At 63.8% G+C, this 15,321-nt stretch carries 14 protein-coding genes; 11 read left to right on the top strand and 3 right to left on the bottom strand.

The window, feature by feature from the left end; translation table 11 throughout:
* Positions 1-363: integrase core domain-containing protein (locus tag HDC95_RS16765; protein WP_259064836.1), on the top strand; the 363-nt coding region annotated here is incomplete at its 5' end.
* A gap of 61 nt (positions 364-424) precedes the next feature.
* Here HDC95_RS16765 and HDC95_RS16760 read toward each other — a convergent pair.
* Positions 425-1,723 (bottom strand): phosphopyruvate hydratase, encoded by a 1,299-nt coding sequence (locus HDC95_RS16760; RefSeq protein WP_259064835.1) that lies wholly within the window; start codon positions 1,721-1,723, stop codon positions 425-427.
* Between the two features lie 21 nt (positions 1,724-1,744).
* On the bottom strand, positions 1,745-2,743 hold the full coding sequence (locus HDC95_RS16755) for a phosphotransferase family protein (protein WP_259064833.1): 999 nt from the start codon (positions 2,741-2,743) through the stop codon (positions 1,745-1,747).
* An 84-nt stretch (positions 2,744-2,827) separates the two neighbouring features.
* On the opposite strand from HDC95_RS16755, the gene HDC95_RS16750 reads away from it, so the two are divergent.
* The 10 genes from HDC95_RS16750 (at position 2,828) to HDC95_RS16705 (ending at position 13,592) form a co-directional block, all read left to right on the top strand.
* Positions 2,828-3,613, top strand: coding sequence for a DeoR/GlpR family DNA-binding transcription regulator (locus HDC95_RS16750; protein ID WP_310503280.1), 786 nt, complete (start codon positions 2,828-2,830; stop codon positions 3,611-3,613).
* Positions 3,614-3,659: 46 nt separating this feature from the next.
* Positions 3,660-5,048: a sugar ABC transporter substrate-binding protein gene (locus HDC95_RS16745; protein WP_259064831.1), complete on the top strand. Its 1,389-nt coding sequence runs from the start codon at positions 3,660-3,662 to the stop codon at positions 5,046-5,048.
* Between the two features lie 2 nt (positions 5,049-5,050).
* Complete coding sequence (locus HDC95_RS16740; RefSeq protein ID WP_259064829.1) at positions 5,051-6,025, top strand: carbohydrate ABC transporter permease; 975 nt, start codon at positions 5,051-5,053, stop codon at positions 6,023-6,025.
* Positions 6,026-6,156: 131 nt separating this feature from the next.
* Positions 6,157-6,891: a carbohydrate ABC transporter permease gene (locus tag HDC95_RS16735; RefSeq protein WP_259064828.1), complete on the top strand. Its 735-nt coding sequence runs from the start codon at positions 6,157-6,159 to the stop codon at positions 6,889-6,891.
* Positions 6,892-6,928: 37 nt separating this feature from the next.
* Positions 6,929-7,723: a class I fructose-bisphosphate aldolase gene (locus HDC95_RS16730; RefSeq protein WP_259064827.1), complete on the top strand. Its 795-nt coding sequence runs from the start codon at positions 6,929-6,931 to the stop codon at positions 7,721-7,723.
* On the top strand, positions 7,720-8,763 hold the full coding sequence (locus tag HDC95_RS16725) for a 2-hydroxyacid dehydrogenase (protein ID WP_259064825.1): 1,044 nt from the start codon (positions 7,720-7,722) through the stop codon (positions 8,761-8,763). The genes HDC95_RS16730 and HDC95_RS16725 overlap by 4 nt, the downstream gene beginning before the upstream one ends.
* Positions 8,747-10,231, top strand: a complete 1,485-nt coding sequence (locus HDC95_RS16720; RefSeq protein WP_259064824.1) for an FGGY-family carbohydrate kinase — start codon at positions 8,747-8,749, stop codon at positions 10,229-10,231. The genes HDC95_RS16725 and HDC95_RS16720 overlap by 17 nt, the downstream gene beginning before the upstream one ends.
* On the top strand, positions 10,228-11,253 hold the full coding sequence (locus tag HDC95_RS16715) for an alcohol dehydrogenase catalytic domain-containing protein (protein WP_259064823.1): 1,026 nt from the start codon (positions 10,228-10,230) through the stop codon (positions 11,251-11,253). Before HDC95_RS16720 ends, HDC95_RS16715 begins: the two co-directional genes overlap by 4 nt.
* Before the next feature lie 14 nt (positions 11,254-11,267).
* Positions 11,268-12,683 (top strand): aldehyde dehydrogenase family protein, encoded by a 1,416-nt coding sequence (locus HDC95_RS16710; RefSeq protein WP_259064822.1) that lies wholly within the window; start codon positions 11,268-11,270, stop codon positions 12,681-12,683.
* Between the two features lie 327 nt (positions 12,684-13,010).
* The gene (locus HDC95_RS16705) at positions 13,011-13,592 is read left to right on the top strand and encodes an SOS response-associated peptidase (RefSeq protein ID WP_259064821.1); all 582 of its coding nucleotides are present in this window, start codon (positions 13,011-13,013) and stop codon (positions 13,590-13,592) included.
* Between the two features lie 195 nt (positions 13,593-13,787).
* Here HDC95_RS16705 and HDC95_RS16700 read toward each other — a convergent pair whose 3' ends face one another.
* Complete coding sequence (locus HDC95_RS16700; RefSeq protein WP_396652729.1) at positions 13,788-14,957, bottom strand: IS30 family transposase; 1,170 nt, start codon at positions 14,955-14,957, stop codon at positions 13,788-13,790.
* Between the last annotated feature and the right edge of the window lie 364 nt (positions 14,958-15,321).

Genomic DNA, 15,321 nt, shown 5'->3' with positions numbered 1-15,321 from the left:
GAAGACATCACCGGCGTCATCCAACACTCGGACGCAGGCTCTCAATACACGGCTCTGCGCTACACCGAGCGGCTCGCGGAAGTCGGCGCGATCGCGTCGATCGGGACTGTCGGCGACAGCTACGACAATGCCCTCGCCGAGAGCGTCGTCGGCCTCTACAAGACCGAATGCGTGAAGATCGACGGCCCGTTTCGCAGCGCCGACGACCTAGAGCTCGCCACGCTCTCCTGGGTGCACTGGTTCAACGAGAACCGGCTGCACTCCTCGATCGGCTACCTCACACCCATCGAGAAAGAGAACGAGTACTACCGTGAGAACAACCCCCAGAGCCAACCGGCACTGGGAGAACTCGCCCTCCACTAAACCCGGGGCGATTCACAGTGAGTGTGGTAACCCACATCCTGCACGGAGGTCTTCGCTCACGTCACACGATCACAACCTGCCGGGGAAGAACAGCTAGCGCGGCACGACCGGCGTAGTCGGTGAATTCGGTAGCTTCTAGCTCGAGAAGTCGATTCCATTTGCTGGTGCGTTCGGATCTCATCGTTGATCCGACCTTGATCTGCCCGGCCCGCCAACCGACGGCGAGATCTGCGAGCCAATAGTCCTCAGTGTCGCCGGAACGTGCGCTGACGACTGTGGCATAGTCCGATTGGCGGGAAAGAGCGACTGCGTCCGCTGTTCGGGTGACCAGGCCCGCTTGGTTGGGTTTGATCAGCACGGAGTTGGCGACGTTTTCTGCCACGCCTCGTTCGATGCGGCTGACGTTGGTTGCGAACAGATCGTCGCCCAGGAGCTGGAGATCGGTCAGCTGCTCGGAGGCGATGCGCCACGAGTGCCAGTCGCTATAGCCTAGAGGATCTTCGATGGAAACAATCGGGTAATTCCGACCCCAGTCAACGAGCCTTGCGATCCACTCTTCGGGGGTGAGCGTGGTGTCTTCGGATCGGAGGCGGATGAGACCGTCCTCGACGAGCTGTGATGCTGCGATGTCGACAGCGATCGCGACGTCGTCGGCGACCTTCAGACCGCTTCGCTCGATGCCTCTGGTGACGAGCGCGAGGGCGGCCTCGTTCGTCTCCAGGCGGGCGCTGAGTCCTCCCTCATCTGCGACCAGCGCCGCCCACCCGCCTTGTTCGGTGAGGAGTTCTGCGGTTGCAGCTCGCACCCGCGCCACCCATTCGATGCCCTCGGTAAAGCTGGATGACCCGACGGGGATGACGAGAATGTCTTGGATGTCGATGGCGCGGCCGGCGTGGGCGCCGCCCGAGACGATGTTCACCATGGGCAGGGGAATCAGCGGCACCTGCGATGGGGCGAGGAGACGCCACAACGGTTCGCGAGTGGCATCGGCGTGAGCGGTGAGCACTGCCAGCGAAGCCCCCAGTGCAGCGTTGCCGCCCAGGTGCGAGAGTGCGGGGTCGCCGTCCAGCGCTTCGATCGCTTGGTCCACACCCCGCTGATCCGCTGCATCAAGGCCGATGATGGCCTCGCTGATAGGCCCGCGCAGTGATTGGGTGGCTGCGCGGGTGCCGTATCCGTCGTAGCGCTCGTCACGATCCCGAAGTTCGATGGCTTCGAAGTCACCGGTGGAGGCTCCGGACGGTGTAATCACGCGGCCGATGCCGCCGCCCTGCAAAGTCACCCGACACCCGACGGTTGGTCGACCCCGCGAGTCGAGGGCTTCCCAGGCGTCCAGGGCGGTGATGGTGGTGTTCGTCATGAGTGTCTCCTGAGTGACGGGCTACGCGGTGGTGAGCGGGGCGTCGAGGGTGTATTCGTCAGAGCGGGTGAGCAAGGCCACGCCGACGTCCTGCGCGGTTTGACGTTCGGCCTCGGTCAGGTAGCGCACTTGCGAACGACCAACGATGCGAGAAAGAACAAGGCACCCGATCTGCTCAGACAGGTCCTGACGGCCAAACGGAAGGCCGGTGACCTCGTATTCGACTAGGAATCGGGCGGCGGCTTCATCGAAGAACGGCTTGATATCAGAGGTTGCGCGGACGCGTTTCAACGCAAGGTGGGAGAGGAAAAATGCCAGATCAAAGGTCGGGTCGCCGCGGTGCCCGACTTCGTCGTCGATGATCCAGAACGGGCGATTCTCGGATTGCCGAGGGGCCACAAGAATGTTCTTGGGGGAGAAGTCTCCGTGCACGAGACAGTCTTGCCGCGGCAACACTCGATCAGCCACCTGACTGACTTGGTCGGCGTACGCCGGCAGTCGTTCCGCGAGCGTGTAGTGGAACGGCTCGATTCGCAATTCAAGAAACCCCGCGGCGCCGTCATCGGGAGGCAGCTGCCAGGTCATTTTGCTCGTGGCGGTGTGAATCGCCCCTAGGGCGCGGCCCAGATTTCCGGTAAGTGCGACATCCACATGTCCATCCAGAAGCTCACCCTTCCAGTCCCCCCAGTCAAGAGGCGCGTGCTCCATCGTGATGGTGAGCGTGTCCGCATCGACGTCGAGCACGACAGGCGAATGAGTCGGGACGACGTCTCCAAGAATGTCGAGCACGCGAGCCTCGTTCAGGATACGTTCGCGCGGGGCCGTCCAATCATCCTCAACGGCGAGTTTCTCCAGTGACTGCTTCACGACGAAGCGCTTGTCTCCGTCGAACGCGGAATACACCGCACCGCTAACACCGCCAGTCAGCTGATGAACACTCCATGCGCCGTCGCTGATCGCGGACAGACCGCGAGATCGGAGATAGCTGGGCACGGAAGTCACTGCAAGCATCATCAACATGCGGATCCAATCGAAAGGTGTCCCGCAATCATATCCAATCGTTCGGAGTCGTTTCGAGTTGCGTTAGGTTGGGTTCTCTGTAGTATGGGCTCACCGGAAGGAACGACGATGTATCTGGAAGAACGACGACGTGTACTCCTCGACAGAGTGAGGCAACTGGGTCGCGTGGATGTTGCCACCGCCGCCTCGGAGCTTGATGTGACCACAGAGACTGTCCGCAAGGACCTCGTGCACCTGGAGCGTCAAGGATTCGTGACGCGTACGCACGGCGGTGCGATCGCGGTGCAGCGGCTCGGGTTCGAACCGGTCAATGAGGTTCGCGAATCAGTGATGACCGACGAGAAGCTGCGTATCGCAAGCGCAGCGATCGCGGAACTACCCGACGAGGGCGCCATCCTGATCGATTCGGGCACGACCGCCGCTCTGATGCCCAGGTTCATTCCTTTGGATGCCACCCTGCGGGTCGTGACGAATTCGCTGCACATCATGAATGCACTGGCGACCTTCCCCAACGTGACGTTGATGCATCTCGGCGGCGTCTTCCGCCCGGTCAGCCAGAGCACTGTCGGCCCGTGGGCCATCCAGGCGCTAGAGGAACTCAGAATCGATGTCGCCTTCATCGGCGCAAACGGCTTCAGCGTCGATCACGGTCTCACTACTTCCGACCAGGCAGAAGCGGAATGCAAGCGAGCGATGGTGAAAGCATCCCGCCGATCGATCGCCCTTCTGGATCACTCGAAGATCGGCGCCGAATACTTCCACCGCTTCGCCACGCCGGCAGACCTCGGCGGGATCATCACCGATTCCGGCCTGGACCACGATCTGCTCGAGGACCTCCAGCAGGCCGTCGATAACGTCGTCGTTGCGTGACACGAACTTCCACCCGAACACCACTAAGAAAAGAGAAAGGCAGTCCATGACCAAGTCACACCCCGCACCGCTGCGGCGTTGGCGCACAGGGGCGGTAATCGGAAGCATCGCCGCTTCCACCCTGGCCATCAGCGGTTGCACGGCAAGCACCTCCACGCCGGATAGCAGTAACGGTGTCACCACCATCACGGTTGCGACAGCTGCAGTTCCGCAGTTCGACGACATCCGCGAACTGACCAGCAACTTCGAGGAAGCAAACCCCGATGTCAAAGTCGAGTACGTCAACCTCCCCGAGGACCAGCTGCGCGATCAGCTGACCCAAGGCGTCGCCACCGGCTCCAGCCCGTTCGACGTCGTCAGCATCGGCCCCCTCGAAGTTCCGCTGTGGGCGCAGAACGGCTGGCTCGCACCGATCGACAGCTACCTCGCAGATGACCCCGATTTCGACGACGCGGACATCATCCCCGCGGTCGCCAGCGGTCTCACTCTCAACGATCAGCAGTACGGGGTGCCGATCAGCGCAGAAGCCTCCATGCTCATGTACCGGAAGGACTTGTTCGACGCGGCCGGTCTGACGATGCCGGAAAAGCCCACCTGGGCCGATGTCGCGGAGCTTGCGGAGCAGATCCAGGACCCCAGCCAGGATCTGGCCGGCATCTGCCTTCGCGGCGACGCCTCCTGGGGTGCGTCCGTCGCGGCCCTTAACCCGATGATCAACGCCTTCGGCGGCGTCTGGTACGACGAAGACTGGGCACCGCAGCTGTCCAGTGCCGAGTCGGTCGCGGCTATTGACGCATACCTCAACCTGCAGCGAAACTTCGGTATCCCCGGAGCATCGACCGCCGGGTTCCCCGAATGCCTCACCGCATTCACGCAGGGCAACGCCGCGATGTGGTTCGACGCCACGTCCGCGGGCGCTTCGGTGGAAAACCCCGAGATCAGCTCCGTCGGGGGCAAGGTTGGTTACGCGCCCGCACCGGTGGAGTCTTGGGACGGAAACGGCTGGCTCTGGTCCTGGAACCTGTCCATCACCGAGACATCGGAGAAGAAGGACGCGGCTTGGAAGTACCTGTCGTACTTCGGCTCGAAGGACTACGTGAAGCTCGTCGGTGAGGAGCTGGGCTGGGAGCGCGCGCCCTCGGCAACTCGTGCATCCACTTACGACGTCCCCGAGTATATGGAGGCAGCGCCGTTCGCGCAGACCTCACTCGACATGGTCGACCTGGCCGATCCCACACAGCACCCGGTGGAAACCCCGTACGACGGGATTCTCTTCCTGCTGCTGCCGTCCTACCAGGACTTCGGTACCCAGGTTGCGAAGGAGGTCTCCGCGGCTATCACGAGCGGCGCCTCAGGCGCCGAGGTCGCAGCTGCGGCGGACGCCATCCTCACCCGATTCGCGGAAGACAACCGCGAATGGGCCGACGGAGAGTAATCATGACGCAGTCCTCAGTCTCTGAGGCGCGGAAGCGCCCGACGCAGGCGACCCCGCCTGCGTCGGGCGCTTCCCGAAGAACTTCCGCCGGCAAGCAGTCGTTGTGGGGGCGGGTGAAGTTCGCGCTCCCGCTGTACCCGGCCATGATCGTCGTGCTGCTGGTCAGCCAGCTACCCTTCGTTCTCACGCTCTGGTACAGCCTCAACGACTGGAACCTCGCGACCAGCCAGGACGGGCCTGAGTTCGTCGGCCTGGCCAACTATGCGGAGATTTTCACCGAGCCGGAGTTCCTGCAGGCTGCCGGTAACACCGCCATCATGACGGTGGGAGCCGTCGCCGCGTCCTTCATCATCGGACTGCTGCTCGCGCTGCTGGTCAATCGTGAGTTCCGTGGTCGCGGGATCGTCCGCACACTTCTGATCATCCCGTTCCTGGTTCTCCCTGCCGCTACCGCGCTGCTGTGGAAGAACACCATGTTCGGAACGAGCTACGGCATCCTGAACTGGGTCATCGGTCTGGTCGGGATCCCCCCAGTGGACTGGCTGGGCGAATTCCCGATGCTGTCGGTCATCATCATCCTCACCTGGCAGTGGTCGCCGTTCTTCATGCTCATCCTCCTCGCGGGACTCCAGAGCGAGGACCCGAGCACGATCGAGGCGGCCAAGGTCGACGGCGCCGGCGCATTCACCCGGTTCCGCCACCTGACGTGGCGACACCTGCGCCCCTACAGCGAGCTGAGCGTCGTGCTCGGATCGATCTACATCATCCAAACGTTCGACGCGGTCTACCTCGCGGCGCAGGGTTCTGCAACCACAAATCTTCCCTACTACCTCTACCAGCGCGCGTTCCGCGGTCTCGAGATCGGTCAGGCATCCGCGATGGCGGTGATCGTCCTGTTCGTCACGCTGATCATCGCGTCCATCGGACTGCGCGTCGCCTCGAACCTGCTCAAATCCACCGAAGGGCGGGCATCATGACCACCCATACCGCCACCGAACTCATCACCGTAACACCCACACGGCGGCGACGCGGCAGCAGCCGCTTCGGCTGGATGCTGAGCGCCCTGACATGGATCGTCGCCCTCCTGATGGTGTTCCCCTTCATCTGGATGGTGATCACCGGCTTCAAGTCCGAGGTGGACGCCGTCACGCTCCCACCGAAGCTCTTCTTCGAACCCACCCTGGAGCAGTTTCAGGTTGCGTTCGCCAACAACTTCTGGCCGTTCTTTCAGAACTCGATCACATCCAGCGTCGTCTCGGTGATCCTGGTGATCGTGCTGGCCCTGCCGGCCGCGTACTCATTGTCCATCCGCCCGATCCGTAAGTGGCGGGATGTGATGTTCTTCCTGCTGTCCACGCGCATGCTGCCGATCGCCGGTGCCATCATCCCGATCTACCTCATCGCTAATTGGCTCGGACTCCTGGATCAGACTGTGCTGCTGGTCATCATGTACACGGCGATGAATCTTCCGTTGGCGGTGTGGCTCATCCGCTCATTCATGGTGGAGATCCCCACGGAAATCCTTGAAGCAGCCCGGGTCGATGGAGCGACGTTCTTCCAGGAACTCTGGCGCATCGTGCTTCCCATGGTTGCACCGGGTCTGGCTGCCACCGCGCTGTTGTGCTTCATCTTCTCCTGGAACGAGTTCTTCCTGGCCCGTAGCCTCACCTCAGTCCAAGCGCAGACCGTGCCGCTGTACCTCGTCGGATTCATCAGCACACAGGGCCTGTTCCTCGCCAAACTGTCCGCCGCCTCGCTGCTGGCCACCCTGCCGGTGGTCCTGGCTGGTCTCATCGCTCAGAAGCAACTGGTCCGAGGCCTGTCCCTCGGTGCCATCAAATGAACCTCCCGTATCGGGAACGAAAGGAAACCCTCACACCATGGAAACTTCAGAGTTCCGACTCGGCCGCCTCTTCGCCAAAGAGACCGGTCGCACAATGATCGTCGCATTCGACCGCGGCCTCGGCGCCAGCGCGAAGGGCGGTGGAGAGTCGGCGAAGTCCGTCGTCAAGGCCGTCGTCGACTCCGGGGCTGACGGGATCCTACTCTCACCCGGTCTCCTGGAGCGAAGCCGCGATCAGCTCGCTCACCGCAATGCCCCCGCGGTGCTCGTCCGCACCGACTTCGTGTTCCTGGGGGCACTGCAGCCCAACGGAACTTCCGGCGAGGGTGAGGAATACCGTCGTCTGATCGACGCGCGTGAGGCGGCAGCTCTCGGGGCCGACGCGATCGTCATGTTCCTGATCCTCGGCAACCCTGACGATTCGGTCACCGCCGACAACTGCCGGGCCGTGGCTCGCGCGGCACGCGAAGCACACGAGGTTGGCCTGCCCCTCATCGTGGAGACCGTTCTGTGGGGTTCCCGCGTCAAGGACCAGACCGACGCCGAAGCGCTCATCTACGTGAACAGGCTGGCCGCAGAGCTGGGTGCGGACGCTGTGAAGACCCAGTACACCGGGGACGTGGCCACCATGCGGGAGGTCGTCGATAACACCCCTGTACCGCTGCTGCTGCTCGGCGGTCCGAAGACCGACGACATGAACGCTATGCGAGCCAACACCACCGACGCCCTCAGCTCGGGCGCCCGTGGCCTGGTGTACGGCCGCAACGTGTGGCAGGCCGATGACCCCGCCGCAACCGCGCGCACCCTGCACGACCTCGTACACAGCGTATGAGCAGCGAACGCCCTCGCATCGTCGTCATCGGCGACGTGTACGTACCTGCCGCGTCGATCACCGCCGCGCTCCAGGAACGGTTAGGCCAGGACGCGGCGGACATCATCGCCGAAGACTGGTCCCTTCCCGGCGGCGGACCTGCCATCCACGCCCTGCAGCACCAGATCGAACTGCACGGCCCTGACGCTGTGGATGTCCCCGCCGAGCTCGTTGAGCTTTCGTTGACCGCTGACATCCTCGTCGTGCACTTCTTCCCGGTGCCCAACCGCGTCCTCGCCGAAAACGGTGCACTACGAGCGGTCGTCGTTGCCCGCGCCGGCACGGAGAATGTCGATGCCGCAGAAGCTGCCGCACACGGTGTGTCCGTAGACAACATCGCCGGACGCAACGCGCCCGCCGTCGCGGAGATCACGCTCGGGCTGGTGCTCGCCGAGATGCGGAACATCGCGCGCGCCGACCGCAGTATCGCCACCGGCGGATGGCGAAAGGACTACCACTCGCGTTCCACCGAACTGGGGGAGCGCACCGTCGGACTGATCGGTTACGGGCAAGTGGGACGTCGATTTGTGAAGCTGCTGTCCGGCTTCGGCGTGAACGTCATCGCGTCGGATCCCTACGCGGACCCTGCAGTCCTGCAAGCGGACGGAGTGACTCCAGTCAGCTTCGACCAGGTGTTCGAGCAAGCCGACGTGATCACCGTGTTCGCGCGGCTGACCGAAGAGAACACCCGCTTCATCGGTCGCGAGCAATTCGCCAAGATGAAGCCCACCGCGTACTTCGTGAACACCGCACGGAGCAGACTCGTCGACTACGACGCGCTCCTGATCGCGCTAGAGACAGACCAAATCGCCGGAGCGGCGCTGGACGTCTTCGACGAAGAGCCGCTGCCCGCTGACAGCCGCTGGCGTCACCTCGACAACACCACCCTCACCGCCCACTTCGCTGGCGATACCCCCGAATCGTTCAGCCGCTCCGGCGGCCTCGTTGCGGGCGTGGTCGATGGGATCCTTACGGACGAAAGCAATGCTCCTCGGAATTGACAGCGGACAGACCGCACTCAAGGTCGTCGTCTTCGACGACGACGGCCTTGAGGTGGTCATCACCCGCCGTCCCACACAAACCATCCATCCCGCCCCCCATCACGTCGAACGCGACGCGATAGGCGTTGTGGAACAGCTTCTGGACGCCATCGCGGAAGCCGTCTCCCTCACTCCCGGCGGCGGACAAGCGATCACCGGGATCGGTATCGCCGCGCACGGCGACGGCATGTACCTCATCGGCCGCGACGGCGTGCCCACCCGCAACGCCATCCTCGCCCTGGACACACGCGCGGAGAGCATCCTCGAACGGTGGCAGACCGACGACACGCTGGCCAAGGCCCGTCAGCTGACCGGGCAAGAACCCTTTACAGCCTCGCTCGCACCGCTCCTGGCCTGGCTGGCCACACATGAGACAGCGATCCTCGACAACACCCGGTGGTTGCTGTACTGCAAAGACTGGCTCCGGTACGCGCTCACCGGCACCATCGCGACGGACTATGTGGAAGCCAACTCGTCGGTCGGCAGCCTCGACGGAAGAAGCTACTCCACCGCGGCGCTACGAGAGTACGGTCTTGCAGAGTTCGAGCGGCTTCTTCCCCCGCCCCGGCCCGCATCCGACATCGCCGGGGAAATTCTCCCCGAGATCGCCCGTCGCACCGGACTCAAAGCTGGAACCCCCGTCGCAGTCGGCACCCACGACGTTGTGGCCGCAGCTCTCGGCGCAGGCGCCACGAAGGTGGGGGACTACTCCATCCTTGCCGGCACCTACAGCGTCAACCAGTACATCGCGCCGCAGCGCGTCGTGAATCCGCACTGGCAAGCCCGTCCCTGGATCGATGGCCGCAGCTGGGTCAACATGGCCGCGTCTCCTGCCTCAGCCACCAACTTCGAGTGGTTCATGCAGAACCTCATGACCGATACCCCCGAAGCGATCGCCACCGCGAACGAGGACGTCGCCGCACTCGGGCCAGATGCCGACGGCCCGTTCTACCACCCGTTCCTCTACGGCAGCCCCTTTGGTGCGGCCGCCAGCGGCTCATTCCTCGGCCTCCGCGGATGGCACACCCGCGCGCACCTCATTAAAGCGGTCTGGGAAGGCGTCGTACACAACCACCGCACACACATGGATTGGCTCCTTGAAAGCGCCACTCCCCGAACCGTGGTCAGCCTTGCGGGCGGAGCCGCACGCAGCAGCCTCTGGGCCCAAATGTTCGCCGACGGCCTGAACACCCGCGTTCAGGTCGCGCATGCCACCGAACCCGGTGCGCTCGGAGCCGCCATGCTCGCCGCGATCGCAACGGGTCGGTTCGCCGACGCGGAAGCGGCCACCACTGCGTGGGCGCGCGTCGAACGCAACTACACCCCCACCAAAACCGCCGCGACACGGTGGGATGAGGCGCACGCCCGCTACACCGCCACGCTCGAGCTCGCCCGACCGATCTGGGACTTGCTGGAGGGGCAATCGTGACCGAAACCATGACCGCTGTCGTCTACACGGGCATCGACACGTTCGAGGTCACGCGACTACCCATACCCACACCCGGGCCGGGCGAACTGCTGGTACGGGTCGAAGCTGCCGGCCTCTGTCATACCGACCTGGACATTCTCGCCGGCCGCTACGCCGCAGAGTTCCCTCGCATCCCAGGGCACGAGTTCGCCGGCACCGTGGTAGACGCCGAGCCCGAACTTATCGGTCACATCGGCACCCGCGTCGCCATCGACCCGTTGATCTCCTGCCACCAATGCCGCAGCTGCCTGCGCGGACACCCCAACCTATGCACCCAGGGGCAGGCCTATGGCGCTGAACGCGACGGAGGCTTCGCGGAGTACGTTGTCGTCCGCTCCGCGAACACCCACCACATCGGGCGCCTCAGCATGCCCGTCGCCGCCTTGGCCGAACCGTTCGCGTGCGCCGTCAACGCGTTCGAACGTGCGCGCCTCGCTCCGGGAGCCACGACGCTCATCATAGGCGCGGGACCAATGGGGATGATTCTCTCCATCGCCGCCCGCGGCTGGGACATCCACGATGTCACCTTCGCGGATCGCATCCCCGAACGACTCGAACGAGCGCGCTCATTCGGCGCGACAGACACCGTTCTCGTCAAAGACACCGTCTCAGAGGAGTTGCCGCCCGCGGCCTTCGATCTGGTCATCGACGCCACCGGCCGGCCATCCGTCCTGCAAGACGCCGTCCAGCTCCTCGCCGACGGCGGGACGCTCATCCCGTTCGGCGTCTGCCCGCCGGGAAGCCAGCTCACCCTCGACCCGTTCGAGGTCTACCGCCGGCAGCTACGAATCATCGGATCGTTCAGCCTCAACCGCGGGATCCCCGAAGCGCTGCAGATCCTGCAAAGAACCAGGTTCCCCATCGAGGAGATGATCACCACCCGGTTCACGCTTCGAGACGGCGCCGAGGCGCTGACCGCGATCGGTGGCCCAAACTCCATCAAGGTCCAGTTCGACCCCACTTTCGACTCCGCTCCTCAATGAAGAAAGGCACGCGCATGACTCACAACATTTACGTCGACGGAGCATGGATTCCGTCCGGATCAACAGATTTGATCGAGGTCATCAATCCGGCAACCGAAGAGGTCATCGGGTCGGTGCCCGCGGGCACCGCCGCCGACGTCGCCGTCGCCGCAGCAGCAGCAAAGCGAGCATTCGACGGGTGGGCTGCCCTCACCCCGTCCGAGCGAGGCGACTGGATCGACAAGCTCGCCGACGGCCTCCACGCACGCCGCGAAGAGATCGCCCGCACGGTCTCGTCCGAGATCGGAATGCCCTACTCACACTCGATCGAGTGGCAGTCCGACCTGCCCATCCGCAACTTCCGGTTCTACGAACAGCACGTCCGCGACTACCCCTACGACGCGGGATACGTGAAACACTCCATGGTCGTTAAAGAGCCCGTCGGCGTCGTCGGGTGCATCACTCCCTGGAACTACCCGCTGCACCAGATCGCTCTCAAGGTGGCACCGGCGCTGGCCGCCGGCTGCACTGTCGTCCTCAAACCCAGCGAAGTCGCCCCGCTGACGGCCTACATCCTCGCCGAGGTCTGTGACCAGATCGGACTGCCCGCGGGCGTGTTCAACCTAGTCGCCGGGCACGGCGTACCAGTCGGCGAAGCGATCGCCACCTCGCCGGACATCGACATGGTCTCCTTCACCGGTTCCACAGCAGCAGGCGTCCGCGTCAGCGAGCTGGCGGCACCCACCGTCAAGAAGGTCGCACTGGAACTCGGAGGGAAGTCCGCCAACATCATCCTGGACGACGCCGACCTCGAAGAGGCCGTCGCGGCAGGTGTCGCCAACTGCTACTTCAACGCCGGTCAGACCTGCACCGCACTCACTCGCATGTTGGTTCCTGCCAGCCTGCTCCCGCAGGTTGAAGCGATCGCGAAGACCGCGGCGGAAGGGTTCGTCTACGGAGACCCGTTCGCAGATGAGACGCAGCTCGGCCCGGTCGTCAACTCCCGCCAGCTCGACCGTGTCGAAGAACTGATCGCCAAGGGCGTCGAGGAAGGAGCCACCCTCATCACCGGCGGCGACGTTCGCCCCACCGACAAGGGCTACTTCGTCGAGCCCACCGTCTTCTCCGGCGTCACCAGCGACATGACCATCAACCGGATCGAGATCTTCGGACCCGTGCTGTCGATTGTGCCGTACCGGGACGAAGACGAAGCTGTTGCGCTCGCCAATGAGAGTGAGTTCGGCCTCGCAGGTGGGGTGTGGTCCGGTGACGAGGATCGCGCCGTCAAGGTCGCACGTCGACTCCGCACCGGACAGGTCTCTGTCAATGGTGGAGGATTCAACAACGAAGCACCGTTCGGCGGCTATAAGAAGTCCGGGGTCGGCCGCGAAGCAGGCGCAGCCGGCTTCGAGGAATACCTTGAAGTGAAGTCAATCCACCGCGCCAGCTGACTCCTCAGCTGTCAGATGCCCCGCAGGTGTGATCTGCGGGGCATCTGCACGTCGACGACGCACCACGACCGTGTACCGACGTAACGGCCACAAGGGAAAGCTGTGGAGAGCCCACACGAGGCAGTGGCGGTCGGTAGCGTGTGCGGATGACCAGCAACGTCATTCCTTTCGACGCTGTCTCCAGCGAACCGTCGCTCACCACAGAGCCCGACTTGCACAGCTTCGACTACGAGGCAAGCAAGTAGTCGTGTGTGGGCGCTTCGCATTGAACGCGAAGGTGGACACGATGATCCGCGAGTTCGTCGCCGACGGCGACGACTTCCGCGAATGGACCCCGCGCTGCTCGATCGCACCCGCACAGGTGATCCCGATCGTGCGGGAACGCGCGAATCCGGAGACGGGGAGTTTCAGCGCAGCGTGGACGCCGCGATCTGGGATTTCCGTCCCGCGTTCATGAAGAACTCAAAGCGTCCGAACTGCAATACGAGGATCGAGACGGTCGCGACGAACGGGTGGTGTAAGGGCGCGTTCGCATCGTCGAGAGCGCTTTTCCCGATGCGTGGCTACTTTGAGTGGACCGGCACCGCGGGCAAAAAGCGGCCCCACATCCTGCACTCCGCGTCGATCATCACCCGCCCCGCCCGGGACGCGTCAGGGGAGATCCACGACCGGATGCCGGTGTTCCTCGAATCCCCGGTGTGTGACGAGTACCTGTCCCCGGACAAGCTGGACGGCGCGGGCAAGCAGGACATGATTCAGCTGCTCACTCTCGAATCCGATCGCGTCGCCGGCAGGATCACTGTTGGCCGAACTGCCCCCTGGCCTACCTGTTGCCCAGAAGCTTTCCGATGTCCTCCGCACGGTCTGCCAGAGCAAGCCGATCCGGTCGGCGCAGCATCAGTCTGTTAGACATCCTGAGCTCAAGATCTGCAGCTCTCTTCAGGTCGAGCCGTTGAGTAATTGCAGGTCGATTTCCATGCGCCACAGACTGTCGTACCGTGCGTCGGCGGCATGCCGTGAAAGTTCACGGACGCTCCCTGCCGCGCCCAACAGCCGATCCGCATACGGAGATGCGCCCGCTGAGGGATCGGCGGATTCAGGCGGTCATTGCAACAGGAGCTTTCCGATCGCTTCGATCGGTTTCTCGAAGGCTAACCGTTTGCGGGGTCGGTCGTTGAGTTCGGCGGCGACCCAGTCCAGGTCCGCGGCGGAGTGGATGGTGAGGTCGGTGCCCTTGGGAAAGTACTGGCGGAGGAGGCCGTTCGTGTTCTCGTTGATCCCGCGCTGCCAGGGGGAATGCGGGTCGCAGAAGTAGATCTCGATGTCGGCGTTGATGGCCACGTGTTGCCAGTCGCGCATCTCCGGACCCTGGTCCCAGGTCAGCGTGTGACGCAACCCATCGGGCAAGGTCTTGATCTTCGCGGAGAGCGCGTCGCGGACCAGTTCGGCGCTGTAACCATGCGGGAGATGCACGAGCATCGTGTAGTTCGTGGATCGCTCAACGAGCGTCCCGATCGCGCTCAGGTTGCCTTTCCCGATGATCAGGTCACCTTCCCAATGCCCGGGAACGGCGCGGTCGGCTGCTTCGGCCGGGCGTTCGGTGATGTTGATCATGTTCGGGATCCGGTTCTTGCGTTGGCCCCTCTTCCGAGACGGGCGCCGCAGGCCACGACCAGTCCGCAGGTACTGGGTCAGCTCCTGTTTCAACGCTCCACGAGACTGGACGTAGAGGGACTGGTAGATCGTCTCGGGCGACACCCGCATCTCCTCCCGGTCCGGGAACTCCCGCCGCAACCGGCCAGCGATCTGCTCCGGGGAGTACTTCTTCTGCAGATCCCTCTCCACGATCGCACGCAGCACCAGATTCGCGTGCAGCTTGGCCGGCTTCGGACGCGCTGCCCGCTGATACGCCAGCACGTGCGCGGTGGCCGCACGATACGACGCCCCCCGCGGGGTGTTCCGTCTCAGCTCCCGTGAGATTGTCGACGGCGCCCGACCGATGACCGCTGCGATCTCCCGCAACGACTTCCCTTGAGCTCGCAGAACCGCGATCTCCTCGCGTTGCGCGAACGACAGATACCGGCCCTGCAGATCCCGGCCGCGGCGGGGTCTCACTCCGCCGGCCTCGACCAGCAGCCGCCGCCCGGTGCGGCGACTGGTCTGGATCGGCGCGACCGCATCCGTGATGAAACCACACGCCTGCATCCGCGCCCAGAACACCTGCAACAAATCAGGCCGGTAGTAGATCGAATACGTCGCCACAGAGCACACCATCCGTCAGGTGTTGCAACCACCGCAAGAACCCAAGAATCCCTCAGCGGGCAGCTCGGCTCGAACTTGAGAAGGCCCATCTCGATGGGTGGGCGTCGAACGACGATCCGCAAGCGAGTGTTGCCCGTACGAGGGTCATCGCAAGGGGGCCAAATGCGCGAACGTTCGCGATTCTCAGTCGGCGGGGCCTGCAAGCGGTTCCTGACGGCGCGACTTCGCCTGTTCGATAGTCATCCGGCTGCGCGCGATCGGCGTCTAGTTTGGCTTGCCACGGTCAAGTCCCGGGTAGTGGTGTAGCGCGGTCCTTCGGTGTGAGAGGTTAGGCGCTGAGTTCGAGGATGGTGTCGGTCACCTCCTCGGTTCCGGT

The organism is Microbacterium sp. AK031 (assembly GCF_024807145.1).
In the GTDB taxonomy this organism is placed as follows: domain Bacteria; phylum Actinomycetota; class Actinomycetes; order Actinomycetales; family Microbacteriaceae; genus Microbacterium.
Note: the sequence above shows the minus strand (reverse complement) of the source record. Positions and strands in the feature narration are given on the sequence as shown.